Annotated in this window: 23 protein-coding genes and 1 pseudogene; 6 read left to right on the top strand and 18 right to left on the bottom strand. The window is 66.4% G+C overall.

The window, feature by feature from the left end; translation table 11 throughout:
* Positions 1 to 30 precede the first annotated feature (30 nt).
* Positions 31 to 690, top strand: coding sequence for a response regulator transcription factor (locus tag FFK22_RS44450; RefSeq protein WP_186002509.1), 660 nt, complete (start codon positions 31 to 33; stop codon positions 688 to 690).
* 347 nt (positions 691 to 1037) lie between these two features.
* On the opposite strand, the gene FFK22_RS17045 is transcribed toward FFK22_RS44450, so the two are convergent.
* Positions 1038 to 1475: a hypothetical protein gene (locus FFK22_RS17045; protein ID WP_138889887.1), complete on the bottom strand. Its 438-nt coding sequence runs from the start codon at positions 1473 to 1475 to the stop codon at positions 1038 to 1040.
* A 135-nt stretch (positions 1476 to 1610) separates the two neighbouring features.
* On the opposite strand from FFK22_RS17045, the gene FFK22_RS17040 reads away from it, so the two are divergent.
* Positions 1611 to 2339, top strand: a complete 729-nt coding sequence (locus FFK22_RS17040; protein WP_138889886.1) for an SOS response-associated peptidase — start codon at positions 1611 to 1613, stop codon at positions 2337 to 2339.
* Between the two features lie 78 nt (positions 2340 to 2417).
* Here the strand turns inward: FFK22_RS17040 and FFK22_RS17035 are convergent, their stop codons facing one another.
* The 6 genes from FFK22_RS17035 to FFK22_RS17010 all read right to left on the bottom strand — a co-directional run bounded on the left by FFK22_RS17035 (position 2418) and on the right by FFK22_RS17010 (position 9805).
* Complete coding sequence (locus tag FFK22_RS17035) at positions 2418 to 5615, bottom strand: error-prone DNA polymerase (protein ID WP_138889885.1); 3198 nt, start codon at positions 5613 to 5615, stop codon at positions 2418 to 2420.
* On the bottom strand, positions 5612 to 7006 hold the full coding sequence (locus FFK22_RS17030) for a DNA polymerase Y family protein (protein WP_186002508.1): 1395 nt from the start codon (positions 7004 to 7006) through the stop codon (positions 5612 to 5614). The genes FFK22_RS17035 and FFK22_RS17030 overlap by 4 nt, the downstream gene beginning before the upstream one ends.
* A gap of 19 nt (positions 7007 to 7025) precedes the next feature.
* Positions 7026 to 7640: an ImuA family protein gene (locus FFK22_RS17025; protein ID WP_138889883.1), complete on the bottom strand. Its 615-nt coding sequence runs from the start codon at positions 7638 to 7640 to the stop codon at positions 7026 to 7028.
* 91 nt (positions 7641 to 7731) lie between these two features.
* Positions 7732 to 8403, bottom strand: coding sequence for a hypothetical protein (locus tag FFK22_RS17020; RefSeq protein WP_138889882.1), 672 nt, complete (start codon positions 8401 to 8403; stop codon positions 7732 to 7734).
* A gap of 2 nt (positions 8404 to 8405) precedes the next feature.
* Complete coding sequence (locus tag FFK22_RS17015; RefSeq protein WP_138889881.1) at positions 8406 to 8939, bottom strand: hypothetical protein; 534 nt, start codon at positions 8937 to 8939, stop codon at positions 8406 to 8408.
* Positions 8940 to 9112: 173 nt separating this feature from the next.
* Positions 9113 to 9805: an SOS response-associated peptidase gene (locus FFK22_RS17010; RefSeq protein ID WP_138889880.1), complete on the bottom strand. Its 693-nt coding sequence runs from the start codon at positions 9803 to 9805 to the stop codon at positions 9113 to 9115.
* 256 nt (positions 9806 to 10061) lie between these two features.
* On the opposite strand from FFK22_RS17010, the pseudogene FFK22_RS17005 reads away from it, so the two are divergent.
* The 3 genes and pseudogenes from FFK22_RS17005 to FFK22_RS16995 form a co-directional block, all read left to right on the top strand.
* A pseudogene (locus FFK22_RS17005) lies at positions 10062 to 10478 on the top strand (MucR family transcriptional regulator); the annotation flags it as partial.
* Positions 10479 to 10777: 299 nt separating this feature from the next.
* On the top strand, positions 10778 to 11140 hold the full coding sequence (locus FFK22_RS43020) for a response regulator (RefSeq protein WP_186002507.1): 363 nt from the start codon (positions 10778 to 10780) through the stop codon (positions 11138 to 11140).
* A 176-nt stretch (positions 11141 to 11316) separates the two neighbouring features.
* Positions 11317 to 12699, top strand: a complete 1383-nt coding sequence (locus tag FFK22_RS16995) for a PAS domain S-box protein (protein ID WP_221938651.1) — start codon at positions 11317 to 11319, stop codon at positions 12697 to 12699.
* A 297-nt stretch (positions 12700 to 12996) separates the two neighbouring features.
* On the opposite strand, the gene ligD is transcribed toward FFK22_RS16995, so the two are convergent.
* The 6 genes from ligD to FFK22_RS16965 form a co-directional block, all read right to left on the bottom strand.
* Positions 12997 to 15654 carry a DNA ligase D gene (gene ligD / locus FFK22_RS16990; RefSeq protein ID WP_138889876.1) on the bottom strand — a complete coding sequence of 886 codons (2658 nt, stop codon included), beginning with the start codon at positions 15652 to 15654 and terminating at the stop codon, positions 12997 to 12999.
* A 7-nt stretch (positions 15655 to 15661) separates the two neighbouring features.
* On the bottom strand, positions 15662 to 15844 hold the full coding sequence (locus FFK22_RS16985; RefSeq protein ID WP_138889875.1) for a hypothetical protein: 183 nt from the start codon (positions 15842 to 15844) through the stop codon (positions 15662 to 15664).
* A 76-nt stretch (positions 15845 to 15920) separates the two neighbouring features.
* Positions 15921 to 16166 carry a hypothetical protein gene (locus FFK22_RS16980; RefSeq protein WP_138889874.1) on the bottom strand — a complete coding sequence of 82 codons (246 nt, stop codon included), beginning with the start codon at positions 16164 to 16166 and terminating at the stop codon, positions 15921 to 15923.
* Positions 16163 to 17221: an ATP-dependent DNA ligase gene (locus FFK22_RS16975; protein ID WP_373683748.1), complete on the bottom strand. Its 1059-nt coding sequence runs from the start codon at positions 17219 to 17221 to the stop codon at positions 16163 to 16165. The genes FFK22_RS16980 and FFK22_RS16975 overlap by 4 nt, the downstream gene beginning before the upstream one ends.
* Before the next feature lie 139 nt (positions 17222 to 17360).
* On the bottom strand, positions 17361 to 18056 hold the full coding sequence (locus tag FFK22_RS16970; protein WP_221938649.1) for an RES family NAD+ phosphorylase: 696 nt from the start codon (positions 18054 to 18056) through the stop codon (positions 17361 to 17363).
* Between the two features lie 31 nt (positions 18057 to 18087).
* Entirely contained in the window at positions 18088 to 18489 is a 402-nt protein-coding gene (locus FFK22_RS16965; protein ID WP_221938648.1) for an antitoxin Xre-like helix-turn-helix domain-containing protein, read from the bottom strand.
* 101 nt (positions 18490 to 18590) lie between these two features.
* Between FFK22_RS16965 and FFK22_RS16960 the strand changes: the two genes are divergently transcribed.
* Positions 18591 to 20750 carry an ATP-dependent helicase gene (locus tag FFK22_RS16960; protein ID WP_221938647.1) on the top strand — a complete coding sequence of 720 codons (2160 nt, stop codon included), beginning with the start codon at positions 18591 to 18593 and terminating at the stop codon, positions 20748 to 20750.
* 62 nt (positions 20751 to 20812) lie between these two features.
* Here the strand turns inward: FFK22_RS16960 and FFK22_RS16955 are convergent, their stop codons facing one another.
* From FFK22_RS16955 to FFK22_RS16935, 5 genes are all read right to left on the bottom strand, one after another.
* Positions 20813 to 21103: a hypothetical protein gene (locus tag FFK22_RS16955; protein ID WP_138889871.1), complete on the bottom strand. Its 291-nt coding sequence runs from the start codon at positions 21101 to 21103 to the stop codon at positions 20813 to 20815.
* A gap of 52 nt (positions 21104 to 21155) precedes the next feature.
* Positions 21156 to 21338 carry a hypothetical protein gene (locus FFK22_RS16950; RefSeq protein ID WP_138889870.1) on the bottom strand — a complete coding sequence of 61 codons (183 nt, stop codon included), beginning with the start codon at positions 21336 to 21338 and terminating at the stop codon, positions 21156 to 21158.
* 292 nt (positions 21339 to 21630) lie between these two features.
* The gene (locus tag FFK22_RS16945) at positions 21631 to 22026 is read right to left on the bottom strand and encodes a hypothetical protein (protein ID WP_138889869.1); all 396 of its coding nucleotides are present in this window, start codon (positions 22024 to 22026) and stop codon (positions 21631 to 21633) included.
* Positions 22027 to 22038: 12 nt separating this feature from the next.
* A complete protein-coding gene (locus tag FFK22_RS16940; RefSeq protein ID WP_138889868.1) occupies positions 22039 to 22347 on the bottom strand; it encodes a hypothetical protein in 309 nt (102 codons plus the stop codon).
* 251 nt (positions 22348 to 22598) lie between these two features.
* On the bottom strand, positions 22599 to 24014 hold the full coding sequence (locus FFK22_RS16935) for a helix-turn-helix domain-containing protein (protein ID WP_138889867.1): 1416 nt from the start codon (positions 24012 to 24014) through the stop codon (positions 22599 to 22601).
* Positions 24015 to 24078: the final 64 nt, after the last annotated feature.

Genomic DNA, 24078 nt, shown 5'->3' with positions numbered 1-24078 from the left:
GCCGTTGCGGACGATCGTCCCGCCACTTCATTGATCGCGATCGTCGATCGCCGTGCCCTTGGAAGGGAGCTGCTGACGACCGCCCTTGGGGCGGCAGAGGGAGGCTTCAGCAGCCGGGCCTATGCCGAGATCGGCGACTGGCTGTCCGACGAGAACCGGCACAGCGCGTCGGCCATTCTGATCGGGATCGGTGGAACCGGCAGCGACGATACGGGTCTGTCGGCAGATCTGCAAAGCCTGACGCAGGAGTATCCGCAGATCCCGGTAATCGTGATGGGCGACAGCGAGGATCCTTCCCAGGTCCTCGAGATCCTGTCCCATGGCGCGCGTGGTTATATTCCGACCAGCGTCAGCCTGAGTGTCGCGATCGGAGCGCTGTCCCTTGCGATCGCCGGCGGCGTGTTTGTGCCGGCCAGCGCGTTCCTTGGCGCGGGCGGCGCTCAGCGGCAGTCTGCACCGGATGCGGAAAGCGCGTTCGGCCTGACGGAGCGGCAGGCTGCAGTCGCCGACGCCATCGCCCGCGGGAAACCGAACAAGATCATCGCCTATGAGCTGAACCTCTGTGAAAGCACCGTGAAGGTGCACACGCGCAGCATCATGCGGAAGCTGCAGGCCCGGAACCGGACCGAGGTCGCTTTCAAGCTGCACGCGACAAAGGCGGCCCCGAGGTCGTCCGCACGGCTGGTCTAGCAGAACACACTGGCCCGCCCGGCACGCGGGCACCTGATTCCGGCTCAACCTACCTGATCGGCCGGGGCGCGCAGGCCGGTGGCGACGCCGGCGGGGGCGACCTGCCTCCCGCCTGGTTCAGACCGCTAGATGAGCTTGCGAGGAGCCACTGGGGGGCCCAGCTTCGGTTTCTGCTCAGGTGGCAACCCTGGTGTGCCCTGTCCCTTTGCCGGATCGTGATCCAGGCAATACCACCCACTCGGCCCGTTTCCCTGTCCCTGGGCTGGGTCATGACCGAAGGGCGCCCACTTTCCGCATCCCGGCACGCAGCATCGTTCCATCGGTTCGCCCTCGGTCCTCGGCTTCGCCTATGCCATCTCCGTGGCCGCCCTGGCGTTGTGCCGGTCGATGAAGCGAGTGATCGCGACGATCGGCTCCAGCTCGTCCCATTCCCGATCGAGGAGGCCGACACCGCGCCGCATCGCTGTCAGGATGTCCAGGCGAGGAACAGCGTCCGTGTCCTCGGTGGAGAGATGCATCACCACGTCGGGGATGACGTGCGAAATCAGCTCAAGGCGGACCACGGTTCGCTGATCGTCGGCGTCCCGTTCGCCAGGGCATGGGTCGAATTCGATGCGGCGGGCGAAGAATCCCGGAGCCAAGCCTGCGGCCTGCACATGGGCGTCGATCGGTCGGAGTATCGCGTGCCACGCCGAACGGACCGCCTCGGCGTGACCGAACGTGTCCTCGATATAGCTGGCGTAGTCGTCGATGGCGTCTCGCAGGCTTTCGACCGGCGTCTTCATGGTGACCCCCAACGCTGAACTCGCTCATTCCGAGTCTGTGGCAGGCGGGGCCGATCGACAAGGGGCGAGACGGGTGCGGCTTTCTCAAGCCAGCCGGACTGTGCACAATGCTGCCGACCAAGGGGAGCCGCCGCGATGTGCAATCTGTATGCCGTGAACACCACGCAGGAAGAGCTGGCCCGGCTGGCCGACGCGCTGGACATCGACCTCGGCAACTTTTCCGGCATGGCATCGGTGTTCCCGGACTACCCGGCACCGGTGCTGCGGCTCGGCGCAAACGGCAGCCGGCGCCTTGAGATGATGCGCTGGGGCTTCCCCCCGGTCGGTCAAAACCCGTCCTACGTGACCAACGTCCGCAATCTCTCGAGCTCCTATTGGAAGGGCTGGCTGAAGCCGGAGTGGCGTGTGATCGTGCCGGCCACCTCCTTCAGCGAGTACATGCCCCAACCAGATCCGGTCACGAAGAAGAAGCCGGTGGCTTGGTTTGCGGCGAAGGATGGGTCCTCGAATCCGCGCCCACTCTTCGGCTTCGCTGGCATCTGGCGCCCGTGGACGGGCGCCCGTGGCACCAAGGCCGATCGGATCGAGGGCGAACACAAGCTGTTTTCGTTCCTCACCACCGAGCCCAACAGCATCGTGAAGCCGATCCACGAGAAGGCTATGCCGGTGATCCTGACCCCAGACAAATGGCAGGCTTGGCTCACGACCGCAGATCCCGTGGCGATGCAGTTGCCATTGGCCGACGACCAGCTTCACGTCGCCCGGGTCGGTCCGAAGGGCGACAGTGAGGAGCTGCAGGCGGCATACGATGCCGAATACCAGCGCCTGGCCGGTGGCCGCACGGCGGTGGCATCGCTGATCTGATTTCGCACGCTGATCGGCCGGACCCACCCCTGGACGCGCGCGCCCTTGTGAGGGCCGTGGGGAGCCGCGTTGCTCCCACTACCGAAAATCCCGCGATCCCGGCATCGCATCGACCGCCTCGCGTTCAGTCAGCAGCGGCTCGACCTCCTCCGGTCCATCGAGCCGCCCCAGCTCGCGCAGCAGCGGCGACCGGTCAATGACGTGCCGGGCAATCAGGTGGATGACCAGCCCCTCCTTCTGCAGGCGGCCGCGCACCTCGAGGAGGCGGCCGCCAACAACGGCGCGGCGATACCGCTCGTAAACCTGCGGCCAGACGATGATGTTGGCGATGCCCGTCTCGTCCTCGAGCGTGGCGAAAATCACCCCACTGGACGTGCCCGGGCGCTGGCGGATCAACACCAGGCCGGCGGTGGCGACCCAGCTGCCGTCCTTGGCGGCGCGCATCTCGGCCGTGGAGAGGATACCGTCGCCGGCGACGTGCCGGCGGAGGAGGGACATCGGATGCGCCTTCAGGGAGAGGCGCAGCGACTGGTAGTCACGCACCACCTCCTCGCCGAGCGTCATCGCCGGCAGCAGGACCTGCGGCTCGCCGGCAAACTCGACCGACGGCCGGTTGTCGCCCGGCCTTCGGCTCCGGTCAGCTGCCTCGAAGAGGGGCAGGGGCACGTCGCCGAGCCCGCGGATCGCCCATAGGGCGCTCCGGCGGTCGAGACCCATGGAGCGCCAGGCGTCAGCCTCGGCCAGGCGCTCCAGGGTGGCCACGGTGACCTCGGCTCGGCGCCAGACCTCGCGCGGCTCGTTGTAGCCGTCGCCGCGGGCGGCCGCGATCCGTGCCGCGTCCACCTCACGCATTCCCTTGACCTGGCGCATGCCGAGCCGCACGGCGAGGCCGCGTGGCCCGGTTTCGAGCGCGCAATCCCAGTCGCTATGGTTGACGTCGACCGGGCGAACTTCAACACCATGCTCGCGGGCGTCCCGGACCAGCTGCGCCGGCGCGTAGAAGCCCATCGGCTGGGAGTTGAGGATCGCGGCGCAGAAGATCGCCGGGTGGTGCCGCTTGAGCCATGCGGAGACGTAGACGATCAAGGCGAAGGAGGCGGCGTGCGATTCCGGGAAGCCGTACTCGCCGAAGCCCTCGATCTGGCTGAAACAATGCTCGGCGAAGGCTTGGTCGTAGCCGCGGGCGACCATGCCGCTGACCATCCGATCGCGGTACTCAGCGACCCGACCGGTCCGGCGATAGGCCGACATTGACCGGCGCAGCTGGTCGGCCTCGCCCGGCGAAAATCCAGCCGCAGTTATCGCAATCGCCATCGCCTGCTCCTGAAACAGCGGCACGCCTAGCGTCTTGCCCAGCACCTGCCGCAGCTCCTCCTTCGGAAATGCCACGGGCTCCTTGTTCTGCCGCCGGCGGAGATAGGGGTGAACCATGTCGCCCTGGATCGGCCCCGGCCGGACGATCGCGACCTCGATCACCAGATCGTAGAAGCATCTCGGCTTCAGCCGCGGCAGCATCGACATCTGCGCCCGAGATTCCACCTGGAAGACGCCGACGCTATCCGCCAGACACAGCATGTCGTAGACGGCCGGGTCCTCCGGCGGCACGTCGTGCCAGCGGAAGGGGTGGCCGGTTCGTGCCTCGAGAAACTCGAAGGCCTTGCGGACGCAGGTCAGCATGCCGAGCGCGAGGATGTCGATCTTCAGCATCCCGAGGGCATCGAGATCGTCCTTGTCCCATTCGATGCAGGTCCGGTCCTCCATCGCGGCGTTCTCGATCGGCACGCTCTCGTCCAGCCGGCCCCTGGTGATGACGAAGCCGCCGACATGCTGGCTGAGATGGCGCGGGAAGCCATAGAGCTGGCCGGCCAGCGCCAGGACACGTCGGGCGGTGCGATCCCGCGGATCGATGCCCGCATCGCGCAGCCGCGCGGCGGTCATTTCCTGGTCCCAACCCGGTGCTGACCGGGCGAGCCTGTCGATCGTGTCTGAGGAGAGGCCGAGCGCCTTTCCGACATCGCGGATGGCGCTCTTGCTGCGGTAGGTGATAACCGTGGCGGCCAGGCCGGCCCGCTCGCGGCCGTATCGGCGATAGATGTACTGGTAGACCTCCTCCCTCCTCTCGTTCTCGAAATCGACGTCGATGTCTGGCGGCTCCTTCCTCTCCGGGCTGATAAAGCGCTCGAACAGCATGTCCGAGCGCGCCGGGTCGACCGCGGTGATGCCGAGGACATAGCACACGGCCGAGTTCGCGGCAGAGCCGCGGCCCTGGCACAGAATCCCTTCGCCGCGGGCGTAGGAGACGATGTCGTGCACGGTGAGGAAGTAGGGGGCGTAGCTGAGCTGGTCGACCAGCGCGAGCTCGTGCTCGAGGATCCCGCGGACCTTGTCCGGCACGCCGTCCGGATACATCCGGGCGGCCCCCTCCCAGGTGAGCTGCACCAGGTGCTGCTGCGCCGTCCTGCCCGCGGGAATGGTGTCGATCGGATACTCGTAGCGCAGCGAGTCGAGGCCGAAGCGGCAGCGCTCGACGATCTCGGCCGTGCGGTCGACCGCCTCCGGGCAGGCGGCGAAGAGCTCGCGCATCGCCGCCTCGTCCTTGAGGTATCTCTCTCCATTGGCGTGCAGCCGGCGACCGACCGCCCGGAGGGTGGTCCGCTCGCGGATGCAGGTCATGACGTCCTGCAGCGCGCGGCGGCCTCGCGCGTGGGCGTGGACGTCGTTGGTTGCCACCAACGGGATGTCGAGGCGGGCGCCGGCGTCGACCGCCCAGGCCAGGCGTCGGGCGTCGTCGCCGCGCAGCAGGTTCTGGACGCCGAGATAGAGACGATCGCCGAAGGTGGCGCGCAGCGTACCGAGGTGCTGCAGTTGCTGCTCGCCGGCAGCCCGGGTGAGTCGACCATCGGGCTGCAGAGCGACAGCCAGCAGGCCCTCGGCGTTTTCCACCAGGTCGGCCAGCTGCAGGGAGCATTCCCCCTTGGTGGTCCGGCGTTTGCCCGTGGTGAGCATCCGGGACAGGCGTCCATAGGCGGCCCGGTCGGTCGGATAGACCAGGACGCTGGGCGCATCCGTGAAGTCGAGCCGTGCGCCGATGACGGGCCGCAGCCCGGCCTGTTTGGCGCCCTGGTGGAGCCGCACGGCGCCGGCGAGCGTATTCCGGTCGGTGACGGCGATGGCGCGATGGCCGAGCTCGGCCGCCTGGGCCGCCAACTCGTGTGCATGCGATGCGCCGCACAGGAAGCTGAAGTTGGTCGTCACCTGGAGCTCGGCATAGGTCATGCGAACAGGCCGTGGAGGAACCAGGCGGGGGCATTCTCCCCGGCGGTGACGAAGATCCAGTAGCGGCGACCGCCATCGTCCTCGACCCGGTAGTAGTCGCGGGTCCGCTCCGGCGTGTCCCAGCCCCATTCGGGCTCGACCCGCTCGGGACCAACGACACGATGAAGCCGGTGACGGAGGCCTCGCCAGCTGAAGGCGTCGATCGCCGAGCCGCGGGTCTCGATCGCGATCGGTTCCGGCCGCTCGAACAGCACGACCGGGCGCGGCACCGGAAGGGACCAGCTGCCCGGCGCCGGCGGCGGCAATGACGCCGGCACCTCGACCCCCGCCGCCTCCGGCCAGTGGCGATCGGCCGGGTGAACACGGCGAACGCTGCCCGGCCCGCTGCGGATCTCGATCCGGTCGATCAGGTCGGCCAGATCGGCACCGGTGTCGCGGCCGCCGGCGAGGTCCGCCTGCGCCGGCAGGATCCGGTCGGTTTCAGCCGCCTCCAGCAACATTGCCTCAATGCCGAATCCGGGGTCGATCTCGGCGATCCGGTCGCGGATGAGGCGCAACACGGCCGTGGCGTCCGCCAGCGGCCGGCTGGTGCCGATCGCAACGCGCTGGCTGGTCGCGTCGACCCGGAACAGGGTGAGCTCGAGGATGCGCGCGCCGCGGCCCGCGACGGCGAGCTCGGCGCAGAGAGATTCGAGGAGCGCGCGCAGCGCGGTCTCGATCGCCTCGGCCGTGCCGATCGGCTCGACCAGTGAGGCGCGACCACGCCAGGTTCTCGCCTCGGCCTGGAACGTCGCCGGCGTCGCCTGGCGGCCGGACAGCGCGTCCAGGGCCACGACGATCTCGCGGCCGAACCGCCGGACTAGCGGGGCGCGGGGCAGGGGGGAGACATGCCCGACCCGGCGAAGCCCCAGCTGCTGCAGGCCTTCGATCAGCGCCGGCGGCAGACGAAGGGCCGCGACGGGCAGCGGCGCGAAAGTGCCGATGCCGGCGCCGACGCCGACGACGCCTCCGCCGGCGAAGCAGGCCCAGGCCCAGGCCTGTGCCGCGGTATCGGCGATCGCAGCCCGCGCCTCGAGCCGAGCTCGGCCGAGGCGCTGCACGATGTCGCCCAGCACCGCCTCCTCGCCGCCCTGAAGATGCGCGGCACCGGTCAGGTCGACCAGGATGCCGTCGGCGCCGTCGCCGGCGACGAGCGGCGAATAGCGCCGCGCCCAATCGACGAGGCGGCCGAGATCCTCGGCGTCGCCGGCCAGGTCTGCCGGCGCCGCGAGAAGATTCGGGACAAGAGCTCGGGCATCGGCCAGCGGCTGGCCTGGGGCGAGGCCTTCGGCGGCCGCGGCGCCGTCAACCGCGTGGACCCGGAGCGCCTGGTGCTCCTCGACATAGAGCACCAGCGGCCCCGGCGCCGCCTCACTCCGCTGCCGTCGCCAGCGATCCGTCGGCCATCTCGGCAGCCAGACTGAGAGCCACCGCCTCATCGTCCCATTCCACACACCATCGCGCAGGGGCACCTCCTCGGCACCGCTGCAGATCCAGACACCAGACCGGCCGGCCCTGAGGGCTCGGCCGGGACATGACCCGCCACCGGGTCGCCGCCACCGACTGCGGCGCCGCCATGCCGGCAGGGAGCAGGATGAAAGCCGGCGATCGTGCCGCCTCGGCCGCCAGCTGCAGCCGGCGGCTGGCGGTCAGATCCGGCGCGACACCGTCGCCGACCACGGCGGCCGTGGCGCCGCTGCGCAGCCCTTCCTCCAGTTGCCACAACACGTCCTCGGGGCGGCGGCCGCGCGCCAGCAGGAGGCCGGCAGGATCCGCGCCGAGGTCGGCCAGCCCGTAGCCGTAAAGCCCGGGCCGGCGGATGCTCGACCAGAGCACGGCTCGGCCGCGGCCGAGGCGCCCCAGCAGGACGGCGATGAACGCGACCGCAGCGCCGTCGGCCGGCATCCCCACGATCTCGTGCAGCCCCGGCAGGGCCAAGCCGCCCCAGGGGAGATGGCAATCGATTGCCGGCACACCGATCGGCACCGATGGGAGATCCGGGTCGCTGCCGGGATCCAGGGCCCGAACGGCCGCGCGGATCTCGGCGAGACGCGAGGCCGAAGCCTGCGCGGGGACATCAGCTGTCGAGCCGGGGGACGGTTCCGGAGGCGGCCCAGAAATCCCGCTGTCGTGAGTCATGGGTGCGCAGCTGCTGGCGGGACGGACAAGGGTGGCTGCGATCCGGGTCGAAATAGAACGCGTAGAGGTGAACCAGATCGAGGATCTCGGCCCGGCTGAGCCGTGAGGCATCCCAGGGGAACTCCGGCGGAAACTCTTTCTTCGTCGGGTAGTCAGTGAAGTTGATCAGGATCTGCTCGACACGTCGACGGAGCTCGGCCTCGGGCAGAGCAATCGCTTCATCCAGTGGGAGCCGCAACGGCTCCTCGTCCTCGTCCTTCGCACCGAGCATCGCGAGATAGGCGCGCAGCTGGTCGACATGCACCCCCTCCGGAAACTCGTCCTCGTCGGACCAGGCCCATCCCCGATGATCAATGGCGTAGACGTGGGCCTGCAGGTCCTCCGGGATCGGACAGGTCGGCAGAGTCGCCCAATCTGGTCGCCGCCGAGCCTCAACCGCCTGATGAACCAGCTCGATCAGCACGCTGATCGGCTCGGTCTGCGGGTCATAGCGGCCGATGATTTCGCCGCTCCGCTCTTCGAAGACCTCGACGTGGCCGGGCGCGTAGTCCCGGCCGCCGCCGATGTCGGGCTGGTCCTTCGGAATGCTCAGGATCGGCCGAGCGACCATGGTCAGGCTGCCTTCCGGCGTGGCTTCGGAGCAGTGGCGTCGGCCAAGCGCCGGGCGAGCTCGACGACAACTTCCGTCCATTGGCCGGCCTCGAATTCCGTCGCGCCGACCACGAGAATTCGACTGTCTGGATCGTCGCAGCGAAGCTCGACGCGAAGCGCCATGACCTGTTCACCATCGACATCCAGGGAGAGGAAGCCGTCGCCGTGGATCTGCACGCCGGTGGTGCCGTCAGCCTTCTTGCTGGTGAAGGGCCCGTACATCGAGAGGTACAGCGAGTAGCTCTGGCCGTTGCAGCCCCAGCTGGCCCACCACCGATCCATTTCGTCGGTCCTGACGCCGGCTCCCCGGAAGCGAGTGGTCACCGGCATGGTTTTGATCACTGGCGCTTTGCGCCTCACAAGGCTCATGACATCGCAGGCGGCTTGGCTCGCGGGACTCGCCATGGCCAGCTCGGCAGCGCGGTCGAGTTCTGCCCGGACCTGTTCGGGATCGAAATCGGCTTCGGCAGCTTTGGTGGTGACGCTCAAGTCCATGTCAGACCTCCAGGGCAGCCACCAGAGGAGTTTCCGGTGGCGGTGAGGGAACGAGAGGTGAACAGGAACAAAAATAGAACAAATCTGCTCGGAGTCGAGTCGATTCGTAAAATGCTACAGATGGTGTACCTGCCTAACTGAGGTCCACAAGATCTGGGGCGCAGGTAGAGCGCTCATGGCTGCGGCCCGAACAGGTCAGGCTCGGCGTCCGGCTGCTGCTCCTCCGCAGCTCCGGCCGGGCGCGGGGATTTCGCTGGCCAGCGAATCATGCCCTCGGCCGGATACGGGCGGAGCATCCCTTGGACCTCGGTGAGCGGCATCTCAACATCGCCGAACCAAAACGGCAGCTGCTCCTTGGTCAGGATAGCCGGCATTCGATCATGGATCTCCGCGACGACCGCATTCGCCGGCACCGTGATCGTGGCGAAGGTACGGATCGAGGTGTCGCTCCCCTTCTCGTTCCAGCCTTCCCAGATGCCTGCGACAAACATGCTGGATCCGTCCGCCATGCCGATGGCGAATTGGCGCCCCTCGGGTTGGCCGATCGTCCGGCGCTGGACGAAGAAGTCCGTCGAGATGACGCAGCGACGTCGGCGAAAGGCCTGGGCGAACACCTTGAGCTCGGCGACGGTCTCGGCTCGGGCGTGAAGGTGCGGTCGGGACATATCCGGCGCCCAATGGGGCACAAAACCCCATTTGAGGAGGCCGTACTCCCTCCGGCCGCTCTCGGGATTCCGCCGGATCACGATGATCTCCGCGCCCTCGACCATCTGGCCCGGCTTGTGGCCGTTGGCGCGGGCCCTCTCCGCCTGAAGACGGACAAGTGCGGCCAGATGCTCCGATGTCGTGCTGTCGGACGAAGCCATGGCGATTCATATGGGCACAGAGGCTAGATTGTCACCGATGCTGGGATCTTCGTAAGCCGTAAGCTTCCGGCGGACCCGAATTTCTTCCGGCCGGAGCGCATCAAAGGTCCGGTCGCCTATCTGGATTTGAGGCCCCATGAAATGCTGCGAAGCAAAGAACAAGGCTGTTGCAACTTCGAAGCCTTGATTATAGTTGGTCGGTGCTAACCCGCGGATTTGTAATGCTGCATTTTCGCGAACCTACCGGAGTAATTTGATGAGCGAAGTTGGCTCGGCATCTCCTCAGTCCACGGCGGATGAGACGCGCCGCCTTACCGTCCAGATCGTTTCGGCCCACGTCGGACACAACAACGTGGCCCAGGGGGACCTCCCGGCGCTGATCGCGCAGGTCTATGGCGCTCTCAGCGGCTTGGGGAAGGCAGCGGAGTCAACCGCGCCGGCTCGGCCGGAGCCGGCGGTGTCCATCCGCAAGTCGATCACGCCCGACTTCCTGATCTGCCTCGAGGACGGCAAGAAGCTGAAGATGCTGAAGCGTCATCTGACGTCCGCCTACAACATGACGCCGGACGAGTATCGCCAGCGCTGGGGTCTGCCGGCGGACTATCCAATGGTCGCTCCCAACTATGCCCAGCAGCGCAGCACGCTGGCGAAGACGATCGGCCTCGGTACTCGGCGCACCGAGCCGGCCGTGGCTCCTGCGCCATTGGCGCCGACCAAGGCGTCGCGCCCCCGCAAGCCGGCAGTGGCAAAAGCGGCGAGCGCCTGAAGTCTGCAGGCGCACGTACCAAGGGCGGCCTCGGATCGCGGGGCCGCCAGCCATCTTGGATCCGGTGGCGATGAATGTCGCCTGGGCTCGAACGCTTTGCGAACGGCCATCAATGGGGTTCAAAATTATTTCATTTGAGGTACCTACCTCGGCGACCAAAGCACCGCCCAGTCCATTGTCCGGGAGAGCGGTTCGCGGAGACCGGCATGACCAGCTCGAATGATAGGCGGCGCGTCCTCGTTGTTGAGGATGAGTGGATGGTTGCAGCCCAAATTGAAGCAATTGTTTCAGGTGCAGGTTTCGAGGTTGTCGGCCCGTTAGGAGACCTGAGGGCTGCTCTGGCAGCTGCCGAGACGGAAGAGTTGTACGCCGCCCTGCTGGACGTGGAACTCGCTCCGGGAATCGAGGTCTATCCCGTTGCCCACATTCTTCAAAATCGGCAGGTCCCCTTCGCATTCGTGACCTCTAAACCGCGAAACCAAATCGCGCCCTCCCACGCTGACCGTCCCGTCGTGGCCAAGCCGTTCCAGCCCCATCAAATCGAAGCTGTCCTGCGCTCCTTCCTGTAAAGCCGCGCATGTCCCTAGGGGGCAGGCACTCCAAACGTGCGGCCTTTTAACCATTCAGGATCGTGGTATCGTACGTCTCAAGGCGTTACGGCAACTGTCGTTGGGCGGCGCAGGCGCAGGCTTCTTCGATGAATGGATCAGAGGCAACGGCGCCCGGGCCAAGTACGCGGCTGAGGTTGACAAACCTCGCCACCGAGCTGCAATGGCAAGAACTTCTGCGGACACTTCCTGTTGCGGTCTATATGACCGATGCCGCGGGGTGGATCACCTTTTTCAACGAGGCCGCGATAACGGTCTGGGGCAGCCGGCCCACGATCGGCGAAGCGCGGTTCAATGCGGCGCATAAGCTGCTCTCGCCCGACGGCAATCCAATTTCTCACGACGAAGCGCCGACTGCCCGCGCGCTTCGGGAACGGCGGTCTATCGCCGGCGAGGCCATTATTGTCGAGCGTCCTGACGGCAGCACCGTGCATGTGATCGCGTATCCGACTCCGCTGTTCAACGCCGCAGGGGCCCTGAGCGGCGCAGTGAACATCATGATCGACGTCACAGAGAGACACGCATCCGAGCAGGCCGCCATGCGGCTCGCAGCGATCGTGGAATCCTCGGACGACGCCATCCTGTCGAAAGACCTCGACGGGATAATCAGGAGCTGGAACGCCGCAGCCGAACGGCTTTTCGGATATTCCGCCGAGGAGGTCATCGGCCGGCCACTGACTCTCCTGGTTCCCAAAGACCGAAGGGACGAAGAGATCGGGTTCCTCGCACGAATCCGCGCTGGCGAGAGGACTGATCATTTCGAGACGCTCCGGCGCCGGAAAGACGGTAGTTTGGTCGAAGTCTCCTGGTCCGTGTCACCCCTCAAGGACTCCGGTGGCAAGATCATCGGGGCATCAACGATCATTCGCGACATCACCGAGCAGAGGCGAGCGCAGGAACGACAGGAACTTCTCCTTCATGAGATGAGCCACAGGGTCAAAAACCTCTTCGCCCTGTCGAGCGCCATTGTCTCCCTGAGCGGCAGGTCGGGCGGTTCAGCACAGGAGCTGATCACCGCGGTCCAGAGCCGGCTCCGAGCCCTGTCTCGCGCTCACGAGCTGACTCTTACCGACCTCACGCGGGACCGTCTCCCAACGCCGACAACCGTTCAGGCGCTTGTTCAAACGATTGTCTCGCCCTTCGAAGATTCGGCCGGAGCGCGTATTTCCCTCATCGGTCCAGAGGTCCCGGTATCTGGTAACGCCATCACGCCGCTGGCTCTCACCTTCCACGAGCTCGCCACAAACGCTGCAAAGTACGGCGCGCTCTCGACCTGCGATGGAAAGATCGAGATCTCGCTCGACATGGACGAATCTACGGTCCGCTTGAGTTGGATCGAGCGCGGCGGGCCGGAGCTCTCGCCGTCGTCCCGTACAGACGGCTTCGGCACCAGGCTCATCGACGGTACGGTAAAGGCGCAGTTGAAGGGTGCTGTAGAAAGGCAGTGGCCTCGAGAGGGTCTCGTCATGACGCTGACCTTTCCCATTGCCGAACTCAACCCCGGGGAATCTGCAGCATGATCAAGATGATCAGGATGTGCCCCGCGCTATCAATTCGAACATCGCTTCGTTTTGATCTTCGAGGTTCTTCAGATACTTGAGCGTGAAATTCACCGTTACGCGGTGGATGGAGCCCGGAAGCTCGACCGTATCGATCACAATCCCGACGGCCCCCCTGTACGCCCAGAGGCTTCCGATAGCGACCTCGGATCGCAAGCGCACACGATCACCAAGCCGAAAACGTGCTGCCACGCTATCCCCCGGGACCGCCAGTCTCGGGTCGCGGGAAGCGATGCCCGGGCCGAGCGGACGCGCGCTTCATGCGGCCGCCCTCATGCTGCTGAGGCGGTTGATGGCATCCGCGATCGAGCGCTCGGCGTCGCAATACCCATCCCAGGCCGTGGTCTTCGACAGAAGACCGGGTACGGTTCGGATCGTGAACCGCTTCGGATCCAGATCCCATCTGACCTGAGACCAGGTCAGCGGCATCGATACCGTCGCGCCCGGACGGGCGCGCGGCGACAGCGGGGCGACGGCCGTCGACATCCGGTCGTTGCGCAGGTAGTCGAGAAAAATCCGGCCGGTGCGCCGGTTCTTCGCCATGTTGATGAGATAGCGGTCCGGCTGGTCCCCAGCCATTTCGCGGCAAACGGCCTGGGCAAAACCCTTCGCCTCCGGCCAGGTGACAGCCTTCCCGCGCCGCCGATTGGCCAACGGCGTGACCACATGGAGACCCTTGCCGCCGGTCGTCTTGCAGAAGCTGACGAGGCCCAGCGCCTCGAGCCGGTCCCGCATCTCGCGTGCGGCCTCCACCACTATCGCAAACTCGACCTCCGGCCCGGGGTCGAGGTCGAAGACGAGCCGGCCCGGCTGATCAGGAACCCCGGGCTGACAGTTCCATGGGTGGAGCTCGAGGCCGGCAACCTGTGCGATCGCGGCGAGCCCCTCGACGCGGTCGATCTTTAGATACGGCTTCCGGTCGCCGGACACCCTGGCCAGCGTCAGCAGGCTCGACGTCCCTGGCATCGCATGCCGCTGGAAGAAGTGTTGCTCCCCATCAATGCCGTCGGGAGCGCGAACGATCGAGCAGGGCCGGCCCTTGATGTGGCCGATCATCCAGGGACCGACCGCCGCAAGATATTCCGCCAGGTCGAGCTTGGTCCCCGGCTTGCCATCGCCGGCATCGGGCCACATGGCCTTGTCCGGATGGCTGATCGGAACGCCCATCACCTCCGCTCGGCCGCTTCGCTGTGGCCGCGCGGATTTCGCACGGCCATCGGGTGCGGGCTGGGCCAGCTCCGTCTCCTCTGCGGGCGCCGGCTCCTCCGCCCGCACCTCCGCTGCCGGCTTGTCCTCCCGGATCCCTTTGAAGGAGGCCTGGCGCACCATGCCGGATCCGGTCCAGCCGGCGAACTCGACCTCGGCAACCAGCTCGGGGCGAACCCAATGCGTCGAGGCGTCCTTGCGTGGCGCCCCGATTCCGCTGAATGGCGACGTGTCGGACGCGGCCTTCTTCAGCCGAGGCAGCAGTTTCGACACGACAGCCTCGCCGAAGCCCGTGCCGACCCGGCCGGCATAGACGAGATGGTCGCCTCGTCGGACACCGACCAGCAGCGATCGGAAGCGCTTCCCGGTCGTCGTCCAGCCGCCGATCACGACCTCCTGGCCGCCGCGGCATTTGGCCTTGGTCCAGCTGTCCGATCGTCTCGACTGGTAGGGTGCGTCGAGCCTTTTCGAGATGATGCCTTCGAGCGACAGGCGGCACGCCGATTTGAGAACCGCGTCGCCTGCCTCCTCGAAATGCTCGCTGTATCGGATGTGGGTCGCGACTCCCTGACCCTCCTGTTCCAGCAGGACCTTCAGGGCTTGCTTCCGCTCGGAGAGGGGCCGAAGGCGGAGATCCTCGCTCCCATGGAACAGCAGGTCGAAGGCGAAGAAGACGAGGTCCTCAGACCTGCCATCGGACAGGGCCGCTTGCAGCGCCGCGAAGTCCGGTGCGCCGTTCTCGTCCAGCGCCACAGCCTCGCCGTCGATGATGCAGTCCGGGATTTGCTCGGCCGCCTCGGCGATCGCCTGGAATTTGCGCGTCCAATCCAGCCCTTTCCGGGTGCGCAGGGCGGCCTCACCATCTTGCACGCGCAGCTGGAGGCGATAGCCGTCGAACTTGATCTCATGCGCCCATCCATCGCCGGTCGGCGGCCGGCTGACCGACAGACAGAGCTGCGGGGCGATGAAATCGGGCATTTCAGGCGGCGCTGCGCGCCGGCGTTTTGCCCGTGCCGACGGCGCGGTGGCCGCCGCCCGATCCGCCTTTCTGGCCTTCGAATCCCAGACAGCGTCGGCCGGCGCCGCGGCGCCGGTTGCCATCATGAAGGGGCGGGGACCGCGGCCCCGGCCGGCAGCGATCGCCGCCATCGACCGGCCCGAAGCAACCGACTTGTCCGGCCGCTGGGACGCGTCGTCGCCCTCGACCGCGTACTCGTCGCGGTGCTTGATCACCAGCCAGTTCGTCTTTTTGCCGCCGTAGCGCTCCCCCTTCAACCGGACGAGGATCCATCCGCCCTTCAGGTGCTGGCCCTCGAGCGTGAACCTGAGCTCGCCTTTGGCGAGCGCCTGGCGCGCCGACGCCCTCCCGGTCGGGTGCCAGTAGCCGCGGTCCCAGAGCTGTACCGTTCCGCCGCCGTATTGGCCCTTCGGAATCGTGCCTTCGAAGTCGCCATAGTCGAGCGGGTGGTCTTCAACCTCGACCGCGAGATGCTTCTGGTCTGGATCCCGCGACGGCCCCTTGGTCACCGCCCACGACTTGAACACGCCATCGAGTTCGAGGCGGAGATCGTAGTGCAGCCTCGTCGCCGCATGCTTCTGGACGACGAAGCGCAGCCGGTCCGAGGGCGCGATCGCGACGTTGCCGCTCGGCTCCGCCGTCTTTCTGAAATCGCGCTTGGCTCGATAGGGTGCGAGCTTCGCCTTCGACATCGGGGGGCTACTTGGAAGGCCGACGATCGCCGCGGTCGCCCTGGCCCGGTTTCGCGGGGGTTTTCGCCTTCTTCCGAACGTCCTGTGACAGGGATCGCTCGACGTCGTCGGACTCCTTGAACCGGCCCTTCTCGTCGCGGCGGACGTAGCGTTTGTCGGTGCCGGTATCGATCAGTTCTCGCTTGCTCATGGCTGTTACCTCCACGCCATGAATGACGGAGCGCAGCGAATGATGGTTCCCAGGCCGCATTTCCTGTCGGGCAACGCTATTGCCTCGTCAGTGGCATCGGATCGGTCCGGCCTTCCGCCTCATTGGCCAGCCAGGCGAGGTGGTTCGAAAGGTCCCGCGCCTGTTCGGCGGTGAGCGCGAGCGGGATGGTCAGGGCGACTTCGTTCGAGGAGATCGGCGCCGGCAGGTACCGGATCTGGACCAGGCAGCCCCGCTCCGGCAGCGTTCCCATCGTCCAGCCGCAAACTGGAAAGCAAGGGCACAGGCCGTCATCGTCGCTCATGAGACCTCCTGAGCACCGCTCCGCCCGCCAGCGATCTGGTCCATGGTGCAGCGTTTCGGCGGTTTGTCGTCCCGCCAGCGCAGCAGCCGGGCGCCATGGCGCATGTGGTTGTCGGTGATGTGGTCGGCGGATACCTCGACCACCTGCTTCGGCTTCACCGGTATCGGATTGCGCTCCCGACCTGACCAGCGGCTCGGTCCGCCTGGCGCGCGACCGCTGAATGCCAGCCTGCCGCCGATCAGCGGCCGGATCCGCCGCTCCGTTTCCGGATCCGCCTTTCCGACACGCACGCGACCGACGTAGTGGAGCAGCCCTTCGCGGTCATAGAGGCCCAACAACAGAGAATCAAGCTGCTGGCCGGGCTGCTTGTAGTAGACGCCGGCGATAACGCAATCGACGGTGGTCCACAGCTTGTACTTTCGCATCGCCCGATCACCGGGCTGGTACGGCAGATCGAGCCGCTTCGCGACGATGCCATCGAGCCCGTGCCCGATCTCCCGCAACCACCGGAGCGCGAGGTCGCGGTCTGTGGTCGCCGGCGACAGCATTACCCTTGCGAGATCAGGGTCGATGCCCTCGAACATGCTCTCGAGGAGAGCACGTCGCTCGCGCAAAGTGCGGGAGATGACCGATTTTCCATCCTCGCCCGCCAGCAGGTCGAACGCCATGAAGGTGGCGGGCTGCTGCTCGGCAAGCTTCGCCACCCGGCTCGCGGCCGGATGGAGCCGAAGCTGCAGCACCTCGAAGGTCGGTTCACCTTCGATGAACGCCAAAATCTCTCCATCAAACACGAACCGGTCGAGAGGTAGGTCGACCAGAGCCTCGACAAGCTCGGGGAAGTAGCGGCCGAGCGGCTTCTGATTGCGGGACTGGAGCTCAACGCGATCGCCATCCTTGAAGGTGACGCAGCGGAACCCGTCCCATTTCGGCTCATACTGCCAGCGCGAGCCCTCCGGCAGCCCGCTCACGGATTCGGCCTCCATCGGCTCCAGCGAGAGCGGAACATCGATCCCGGGGATTCTGTCCAAAGATGCAGTTGGGGGCAGTCTGATCACCACAGGAGAACGGTGCTTCACCGAACCAGGGTTCCACCGCATTTTCGCAAAACATCGCCGGCCGACCATTCCCTACCCGGCGGAGCTTACGTGCCCGGAATGGCAGCTCTGTAGGGCAAAGCGTCTCCGTGGCCGCGTCCTAGGCGGTCGCTTGACTGATATCGGGTTCCCGATTTCCCGACCAGGAAACCCGCCAAACAGCGCCCTGCGCAACCGACTGCACCGCATGCGGCCAGAGGGCGACGAGGCAAGTTCCCTCGGGATCGCGCACCGAGGGATAGATGATCCCGTTGTAGCCCGCGGCGCGAGCGGAATCGGCAAGTGCGTTCCCGTGGGGGTATCCGATCTCCGGATCCGGATCGAGGCACGCCGGCGACGGCGTCACCCCTCGGAGATCGATGAACTCCCCGGCGAAGCTGGCGAAGAGCTCGGCATACTCGACCACGGCGCGATACTCCCGCACATAGTCGAGCTCGCGAGTGATGTGCCAAACCACCTCGCGCAGGCAGGTCTCCGTCGTGAAAGCGGCGTACCATGCGCCGCGGCCCGGCCCGTTGAAGCGGTTCAGCGCCCGAGGCCGGAAGTAGGCGAAGGCAGCGTTGATGAAGTTTGCATGGGGATGACTGCCGATGAATTCGTCCGCAGCGATCCCATCCGTGCCTTGCCGCTTGGCGACCAGACGGCCGCTGGTCGCACTCTCGATCTCTTCAAGGTCACCGAGCTGGTCGCCTGCGACCAAGCCTAGAAGGACAGGATCTCGAAGTCGCGCCGTGGAGACCAGTCGAACGGTTCGTTGAAGAGCGAGCCGTTCGACCGGGTAGGACAGATCAGCCAACGAAAAGCTCCCGCGGTGCGGCTATGGAGGATCAGAGGCCGCCGCGCAGGGCGTCGACATACCGGCGGACTTCGAGCATGACGGGAATGCCACCCGTCCGCATCGTCTCGACCGGGGTCAGGTTCTGGAACAGAGGTCCCGAGTTCGGCAGCTGCGGCCAACGATCGGCCATATCGTCTGCGAACAGCAGATGGAGCCCCTTGTAGATCCCGACCAGGGCAGACACTCGAGTCAGCTGGTCCTGCGACAGGGACTGCTGCCACGAGCCGGAGCGGATCCGGTCCCAGGTGCTGGTTGACACGCCGAGCAGCGCCGCGATCTGATCGACGGTGACGTTCCACGCCACGGCGAGGTTGCGAACCGCCGTCAGCGCCGCCGGCGTCAGGCGGCGCCGACCCTCCTCTTCAGCAAAGGTCTGAACCGGCGGCCGCATCCTGCGACTTTCGGGCGACAAGGCTAGAGCAGTCATGGCTTCACCTCACTTGACGCCGAATATGGCATCAAGTGAGGTACAATTCAAGTCGAGCCAAGCTTGTGACCGGCAAACGGCGAGACCAGCAGCGCGACTGGACCCCCAAGCACATTGCGAACAAACCGCGAATGATGCTGACTGGTTGGATGAACGCCGCCGAGTCGACCGCTCAGCCCCTGACCTATCTGGACACGCTCAACGCGGAACAGCGCGCGGCCGTCGAGTTCGGCATTGGCGACGACCCCGCGGGGCCGCTCCTGGTCATCGCCGGCGCGGGCACCGGCAAGACGAACACCCTGGCACACAGGGTCGTGCGGCTGATCGAGGCTGGCGCCGATCCGTTCCGGATCCTGCTGCTGACCTTCTCTCGCCGTGCGGCCGACGAAATGAAACGCCGGACGGAGCGGATCGCCGCGCGGGCGCTGGGCGAGGGTGCCGCCGCGACGCTCGCTTGGGCGGGCACCTTCCACGGAATCGGTTCCAGACTGCTACGCGACCATGCCGACCAGCTGGGCTTGGACGTCTCGTTCTCGATTCACGACCGCGAAGACTCGGCCGACCTGATAGGCGTGATCCGCCATGAGCTTGGGTTATCCGCGACAAAAGAGCGTTTCCCGACCAATCGCTCCTGCCTCGAGATCTATTCCCGGGTGGTCAACGCGCAGCTGCCGCTGGCCGAGGTGTTGAAGGGCACCTTCCCCTGGTGCGCCAGCTGGGGCGACGAGCTCCGCAGGCTGTTCGCCGCCTACGTCGAGGCCAAGCAAACCCAGATGGTGCTGGACTACGACGACCTGCTTCTGCACTGGGCTCAAGCGATGGAGGATCCTGACCTGGCGGCCGAGATCCAGAGCCGGTTCGACTATGTCCTGGTCGATGAGTACCAGGACACCAATCGCCTGCAGGCCTCCATCCTGACCGGGCTGAAGCCCGATGGCCGCGGCCTGACGGTGGTCGGCGACGATGCACAGGCCATCTACAGCTTCCGCGCCGCGACGGTCCGCAACATCCTGGATTTCCCGGGGCTGTTCGCGCCGCCAGCGACGGTGCTGACGCTCGCCCGGAACTATCGGTCGACGAAGCCGATCCTGGCGGCGGCGAACGCGGTCATCAACCTGGCCCCAGAGCGCTATGCGAAGGAGCTGTGGTCGGAGCGGCTCTCGGAGCAGCGGCCGCGGCTCGTCACTGTCGCGGACGAGATCGAGCAGGCCCGATATGTCGCCGATCGCGTGCTCGAAGACCGCGAGGCCGGAGTGCCGCTGAAGCAGCAGGCCGTGCTGTTTCGGACCGCCACCCATTCGAGCGCCCTCGAGGTCGAGCTGGTCCGGAGGAACATTCCGTTCGTCAAGTTCGGCGGCCTGAAATTCCTCGACTCCGCGCACGTCAAAGACCTGCTGGCCGTCCTCCGCTGGGCGGAGAACCCGCGCGATCGCGTGGCGGGCTTCCGGGTTCTGCAGCTGCTGCCCGGCGTCGGCCCGGCCCATTCCGGCCGGGTGCTGGACGAGATGGCATCGGCGCTGATGCCTTTTGCAGCGCTCGCCGGGGCAAAGCCACCTGCAGCCGCGGCTGCAGCCTGGCCAGATTTGGCCGCCCTGATGCGCGTCCTGCGCGATCGCGACCTGGCCTGGCCAGCAGAGCTTGATGCGATCCAGCACTGGTACGCGCCGCACCTGGAACGGATCCATGAGGAAGCCGAGATCCGTGCGGCCGATCTGGTCCAGCTGGCGCAGATCGCCACCAGCTCCGCCTCGCGGTCGGAGTTCCTCACCGACCTGGCGCTGGATCCTCCGGACGCGACCGGCAACCAGGCCGGGCCGCCGTTGCTCGATGACGACTACCTGATCTTGTCCACCATCCACAGCGCCAAAGGCCGCGAATTCCGGTCTGTCCATATCCTGCACGCGGTCGATGGCTGCATTCCGTCCGATCTCGGCACCGGGTCGACGGAGGAGATCGAGGAGGAGCGCCGCCTTCTCCATGTCGGCATGACCCGGGCGAAGGACGATCTGCACCTGGTCATGCCCCATCGATTCTACACTCACAGTCAAGTGAAGCGCGGCGACCGGCACGTCTACGCGCCGCGGACGCGCTTCATCCCATCACAGATCCTTGGATTGTTCGAGGTCTCAACCTGGTCCAGCGCCGTCGCCGCCCAGGCGGCGGGGCCGAACGCCGCTCGGGCGCGCGTCGATGTTGGCGCCAAGGCGAGAGCAATGTGGAGCTGAAACAGTCGGCCGGGGCTCACCTGGGCCGGTCACCGTAATCACGCTTTTTGAGATCCGGACAATCACTGCATCCGGGCACCGAACAGCCCCAGCTTGCGGTAGCCCATGCCCCCGACCTTGACCTTCACCGTCCGGCCATCTTCGAGCTGCAGCAAAAGGTCCGCTCCAGCGATGAACTCGTCGAGATAGCCGATATCGACGTCGGTGTCGGTGAGGAAGGCGCCGTAGGGGCGATGGGCTGATGCATTGCGACGGATGCGGGAGGCGACGCGGTATCGACCCGTCCAGCTTGTCCCGCTCCGCGGACTGTAGAGCACCCCCGTGCCCTCGATACGGTCCCCTTCGGATGGCATGGCCCATGCCGGCCTGTCGCGGACCGCGACGGGGCGGGCCCACTCGTGATCCTTACTTCGTGCGGCGACGGTCGCCGCGGTCGCCCTGGCCTGGTTTCGAGACCGTCTTGGCCTTCTTTCGGACATCCCGCGACAACGACCGACCGACATCGTCGGACTCCTTGAACTGGCCCTTTTCATTGCGGCGCACATAGCGCTTGTCGGTGCCGGTATCGATGAGCTCGCGCTTCGTCATGGCTGAGCACCTCCTCGACAGACCTACGGAGTGGAGCGCGTTCCGGTTCCGCGCCGGCAGCCGAGCCGTCTCGATGCGGGAGGGCGAAGGCACCTGGGGAACCGTCCCGGTGCAACCTGTGACGGTTGAAAAAAGGGGGGCCGTCGGTCCTGGATCGGATCACAAAATCGGAGCGCAATGCACCTGAGGGTCGCAACCGATACGGCCTTCCGGCAGTCCGGCTCCGGGCTCCCCCCACCATGCCAGGAGCCGGGCTCCCGCAACCGCTCCCATCTCGTCGAGACCGCCCAGGTCAAGAAGCCGGATTCTCGATGCCAAGGGATCGGAGCTCGGCGCACAGCCAGGCCCAGCAGGCCGGCGCCCGTGTCGCCATCTGGGCGAGACCGGTCCCGATCCCAGCTTCGGGCATGACAACATCGCCACCGGCGTCGAGGTGTCGGCGCAGCCGGTCCAGCGCCAGTCGTGCCTCCGCCTGAAGCCTTTCCAGGTCGGCATCCGTCATGAAGGCGTCCGGCCGCATCGAGGGAGCGCGCTTCGTCGGAATGCCGACAGCGTTCGGCTCCCCGCGCGCTTCGGCCGCCTGGCCGCCGAAGCCCTTTCGCTCGAAGTTGTCCCCGAAGATGTAGAGGGTATCGGGAGCGGCCTTGATCTGCTCGCGCAGATAGGAGACGGCGTATCTGATGCCCATAGCTGTCTTCCCTCACTCATGCAGCCCAAGCGCCAACCGGATGTTGCGCCGGGCTTGCGCCTCGCCGTCGCGAAGCCCCTTGCTGTACCCGGCGCTGTAGAAGGCCGCGAGCATTTCGGTTACTCCGTCCGCCCAGGCCGTCGCGAGGATGGAGGACTCCACCGAAGAGCCGCGCGAGCCGAATGTCGTCGTGTGGACCTCGAACGAGATCAGCTCGCGGTTCATGTCGCCGTACCAAGGCTGGTCGCCGGGCATGGCGAACCGGTACATCTTGCCGTCCCGCCACTCACCCAAGGTGGGCATCGAATTGCGTCCCATCATCGTCTCTCAGTGGCCGTGCAATCTCGGAACTTACTGAAGTCGACCATCCAGTCCTCCTGTTGAAGGCGAAGCATGTTCGTGAACATGCTTCCCGGAGCCGGGCGACCGGTGGGATGGAAGGGGAGAAGCGGCTTCGCGGGGAACCGGCTGCACGACCGAAGGGAGGCAGCTGGGCGGAAGCTGCTTCGGGGGAGAGAAGGGCGAAGCCCTCGGCCCCCACGGCCCGCCTCGGCGGGCGAGAACGCCGGCGTTCATCGGACCGCCAGACCTGCGCTGAAATCCGCTCCGTCATAGCCGACGGCCTGGGCAGCGATACGACAAACGTCGCCGAAATTCTGGAACAGGTGGCCCGGCGTTGCCTTGCCCCTGACCCGGATTTGCAACCGATCATCATCGACACCGATCACCTCGGCCTGGCTCAACCAGCTCTTCCAGACCGCCTCGGCGCGGAAACTGCCGACACGCCGGCTGAGAGCGCTGATCCAGGCCGAGCGATAGGCGGCAAGAGTGCTGGCAGAAGCCTCGGCATCGAGCGCCGTCAGCCCGGCCTCGAGTTTCTGCTCTGCCACATGAGACGCCGCTGGCGGCTCCTCCTCAGCCACCGGAGCTGGAGCCGCCTTGGCCGCCCGGGCGATCTGGCGCAGGTTGCGGGACAGGTCCCAGGCTTTCTCCGACGTGGCGAAGGTCGTGAACCAGCCGCCGGGGTTGCGATCGGGCCGCTCCGCCGAGGGTGGAGTGTCGCAGGCAACGAGCCAGCCGCGGACGGCGCCGAGGACGCCATGCCGGTTCACGGCCCAGGCCCAGATGTGGTGCGGATTGCGCACCCCGGTGACCGTCGTCAGGTAGTCGCTCTCGACGGCGGCCGCCAGCTCCTCGACGGGAGCGGAGTGCAGCTGGTCGACATCGACCAGCCGGCGGAACGTTGGGGCCGCCTCCCACGCCGCCACAAGCGCGGCGCGGGGCATTTCCGCCGGGATGGATGGTCCCGTTTCAGCGCCGGCGGAAAAGCCTGCTCGACTTGGCGAGCAATTTGCGGCCTCGCCGTCGGCGCTGGCGTGGGTGGTGGGCTTGATGGTGCGATGAGGTGCGGCCGGCGAGTCCGGCCGCCCACGAAATCGACCGCGCGGAGCGTCACTCTGTTTGACAGGTATTTCTGGTTCAATGTCTGTTTCTGTTGGAGAGGACTCAATGTCCTCTGAGGAGGACTCTATGTCGGGCTCGACGAGGACGGCGATCGGTCCCCGGCGGACCGTCTGAATCTGCCGATCCTTTTCCTGTGCATGTGCCTCCAGCGCGTCGGCGGCGACTGCCATGAAGCCGGAGAGATCAGTGTGCGCCGTTCGCCAGCGCGGCTGTGTGAACCGGCGGATCAGCTGGCACGTCTCGAGCCGGGCCAGCGAGCGCACAACCTGGCGCACGGTGTATCCGGTGTCGAGGGCGAGGCAGAGCGTCGACGGGAACACGGTCGTTCGGCCTGCGTCGAGGCTGCCCTGATCAATGTGGCGGATGAGCGCACAGAGTATGGCCTTGTCGGCCTGTGTAAGGTGAGCGAGCTCCGGCAAGTGATGGCACACCCACGAAGCGTCAAGCAGAGCCAACTTGTTCTGAGCCGTCGGCCTGGATCGCGGGTGCAGACCATCGTTTGCCGGCTGCGAAGCAGCGGTCATGCGGGTCACTCCGAATCTGAGGATGAGTCGTCCCGCGCCGAGGAATCGGTTTCGCTTGACCGGC

The organism is Mycobacterium sp. KBS0706 (genome assembly GCF_005938675.2).
GTDB lineage: Bacteria > Pseudomonadota > Alphaproteobacteria > DSM-16000 > Inquilinaceae > Inquilinus.
Note: the sequence above shows the minus strand (reverse complement) of the source record. Positions and strands in the feature narration are given on the sequence as shown.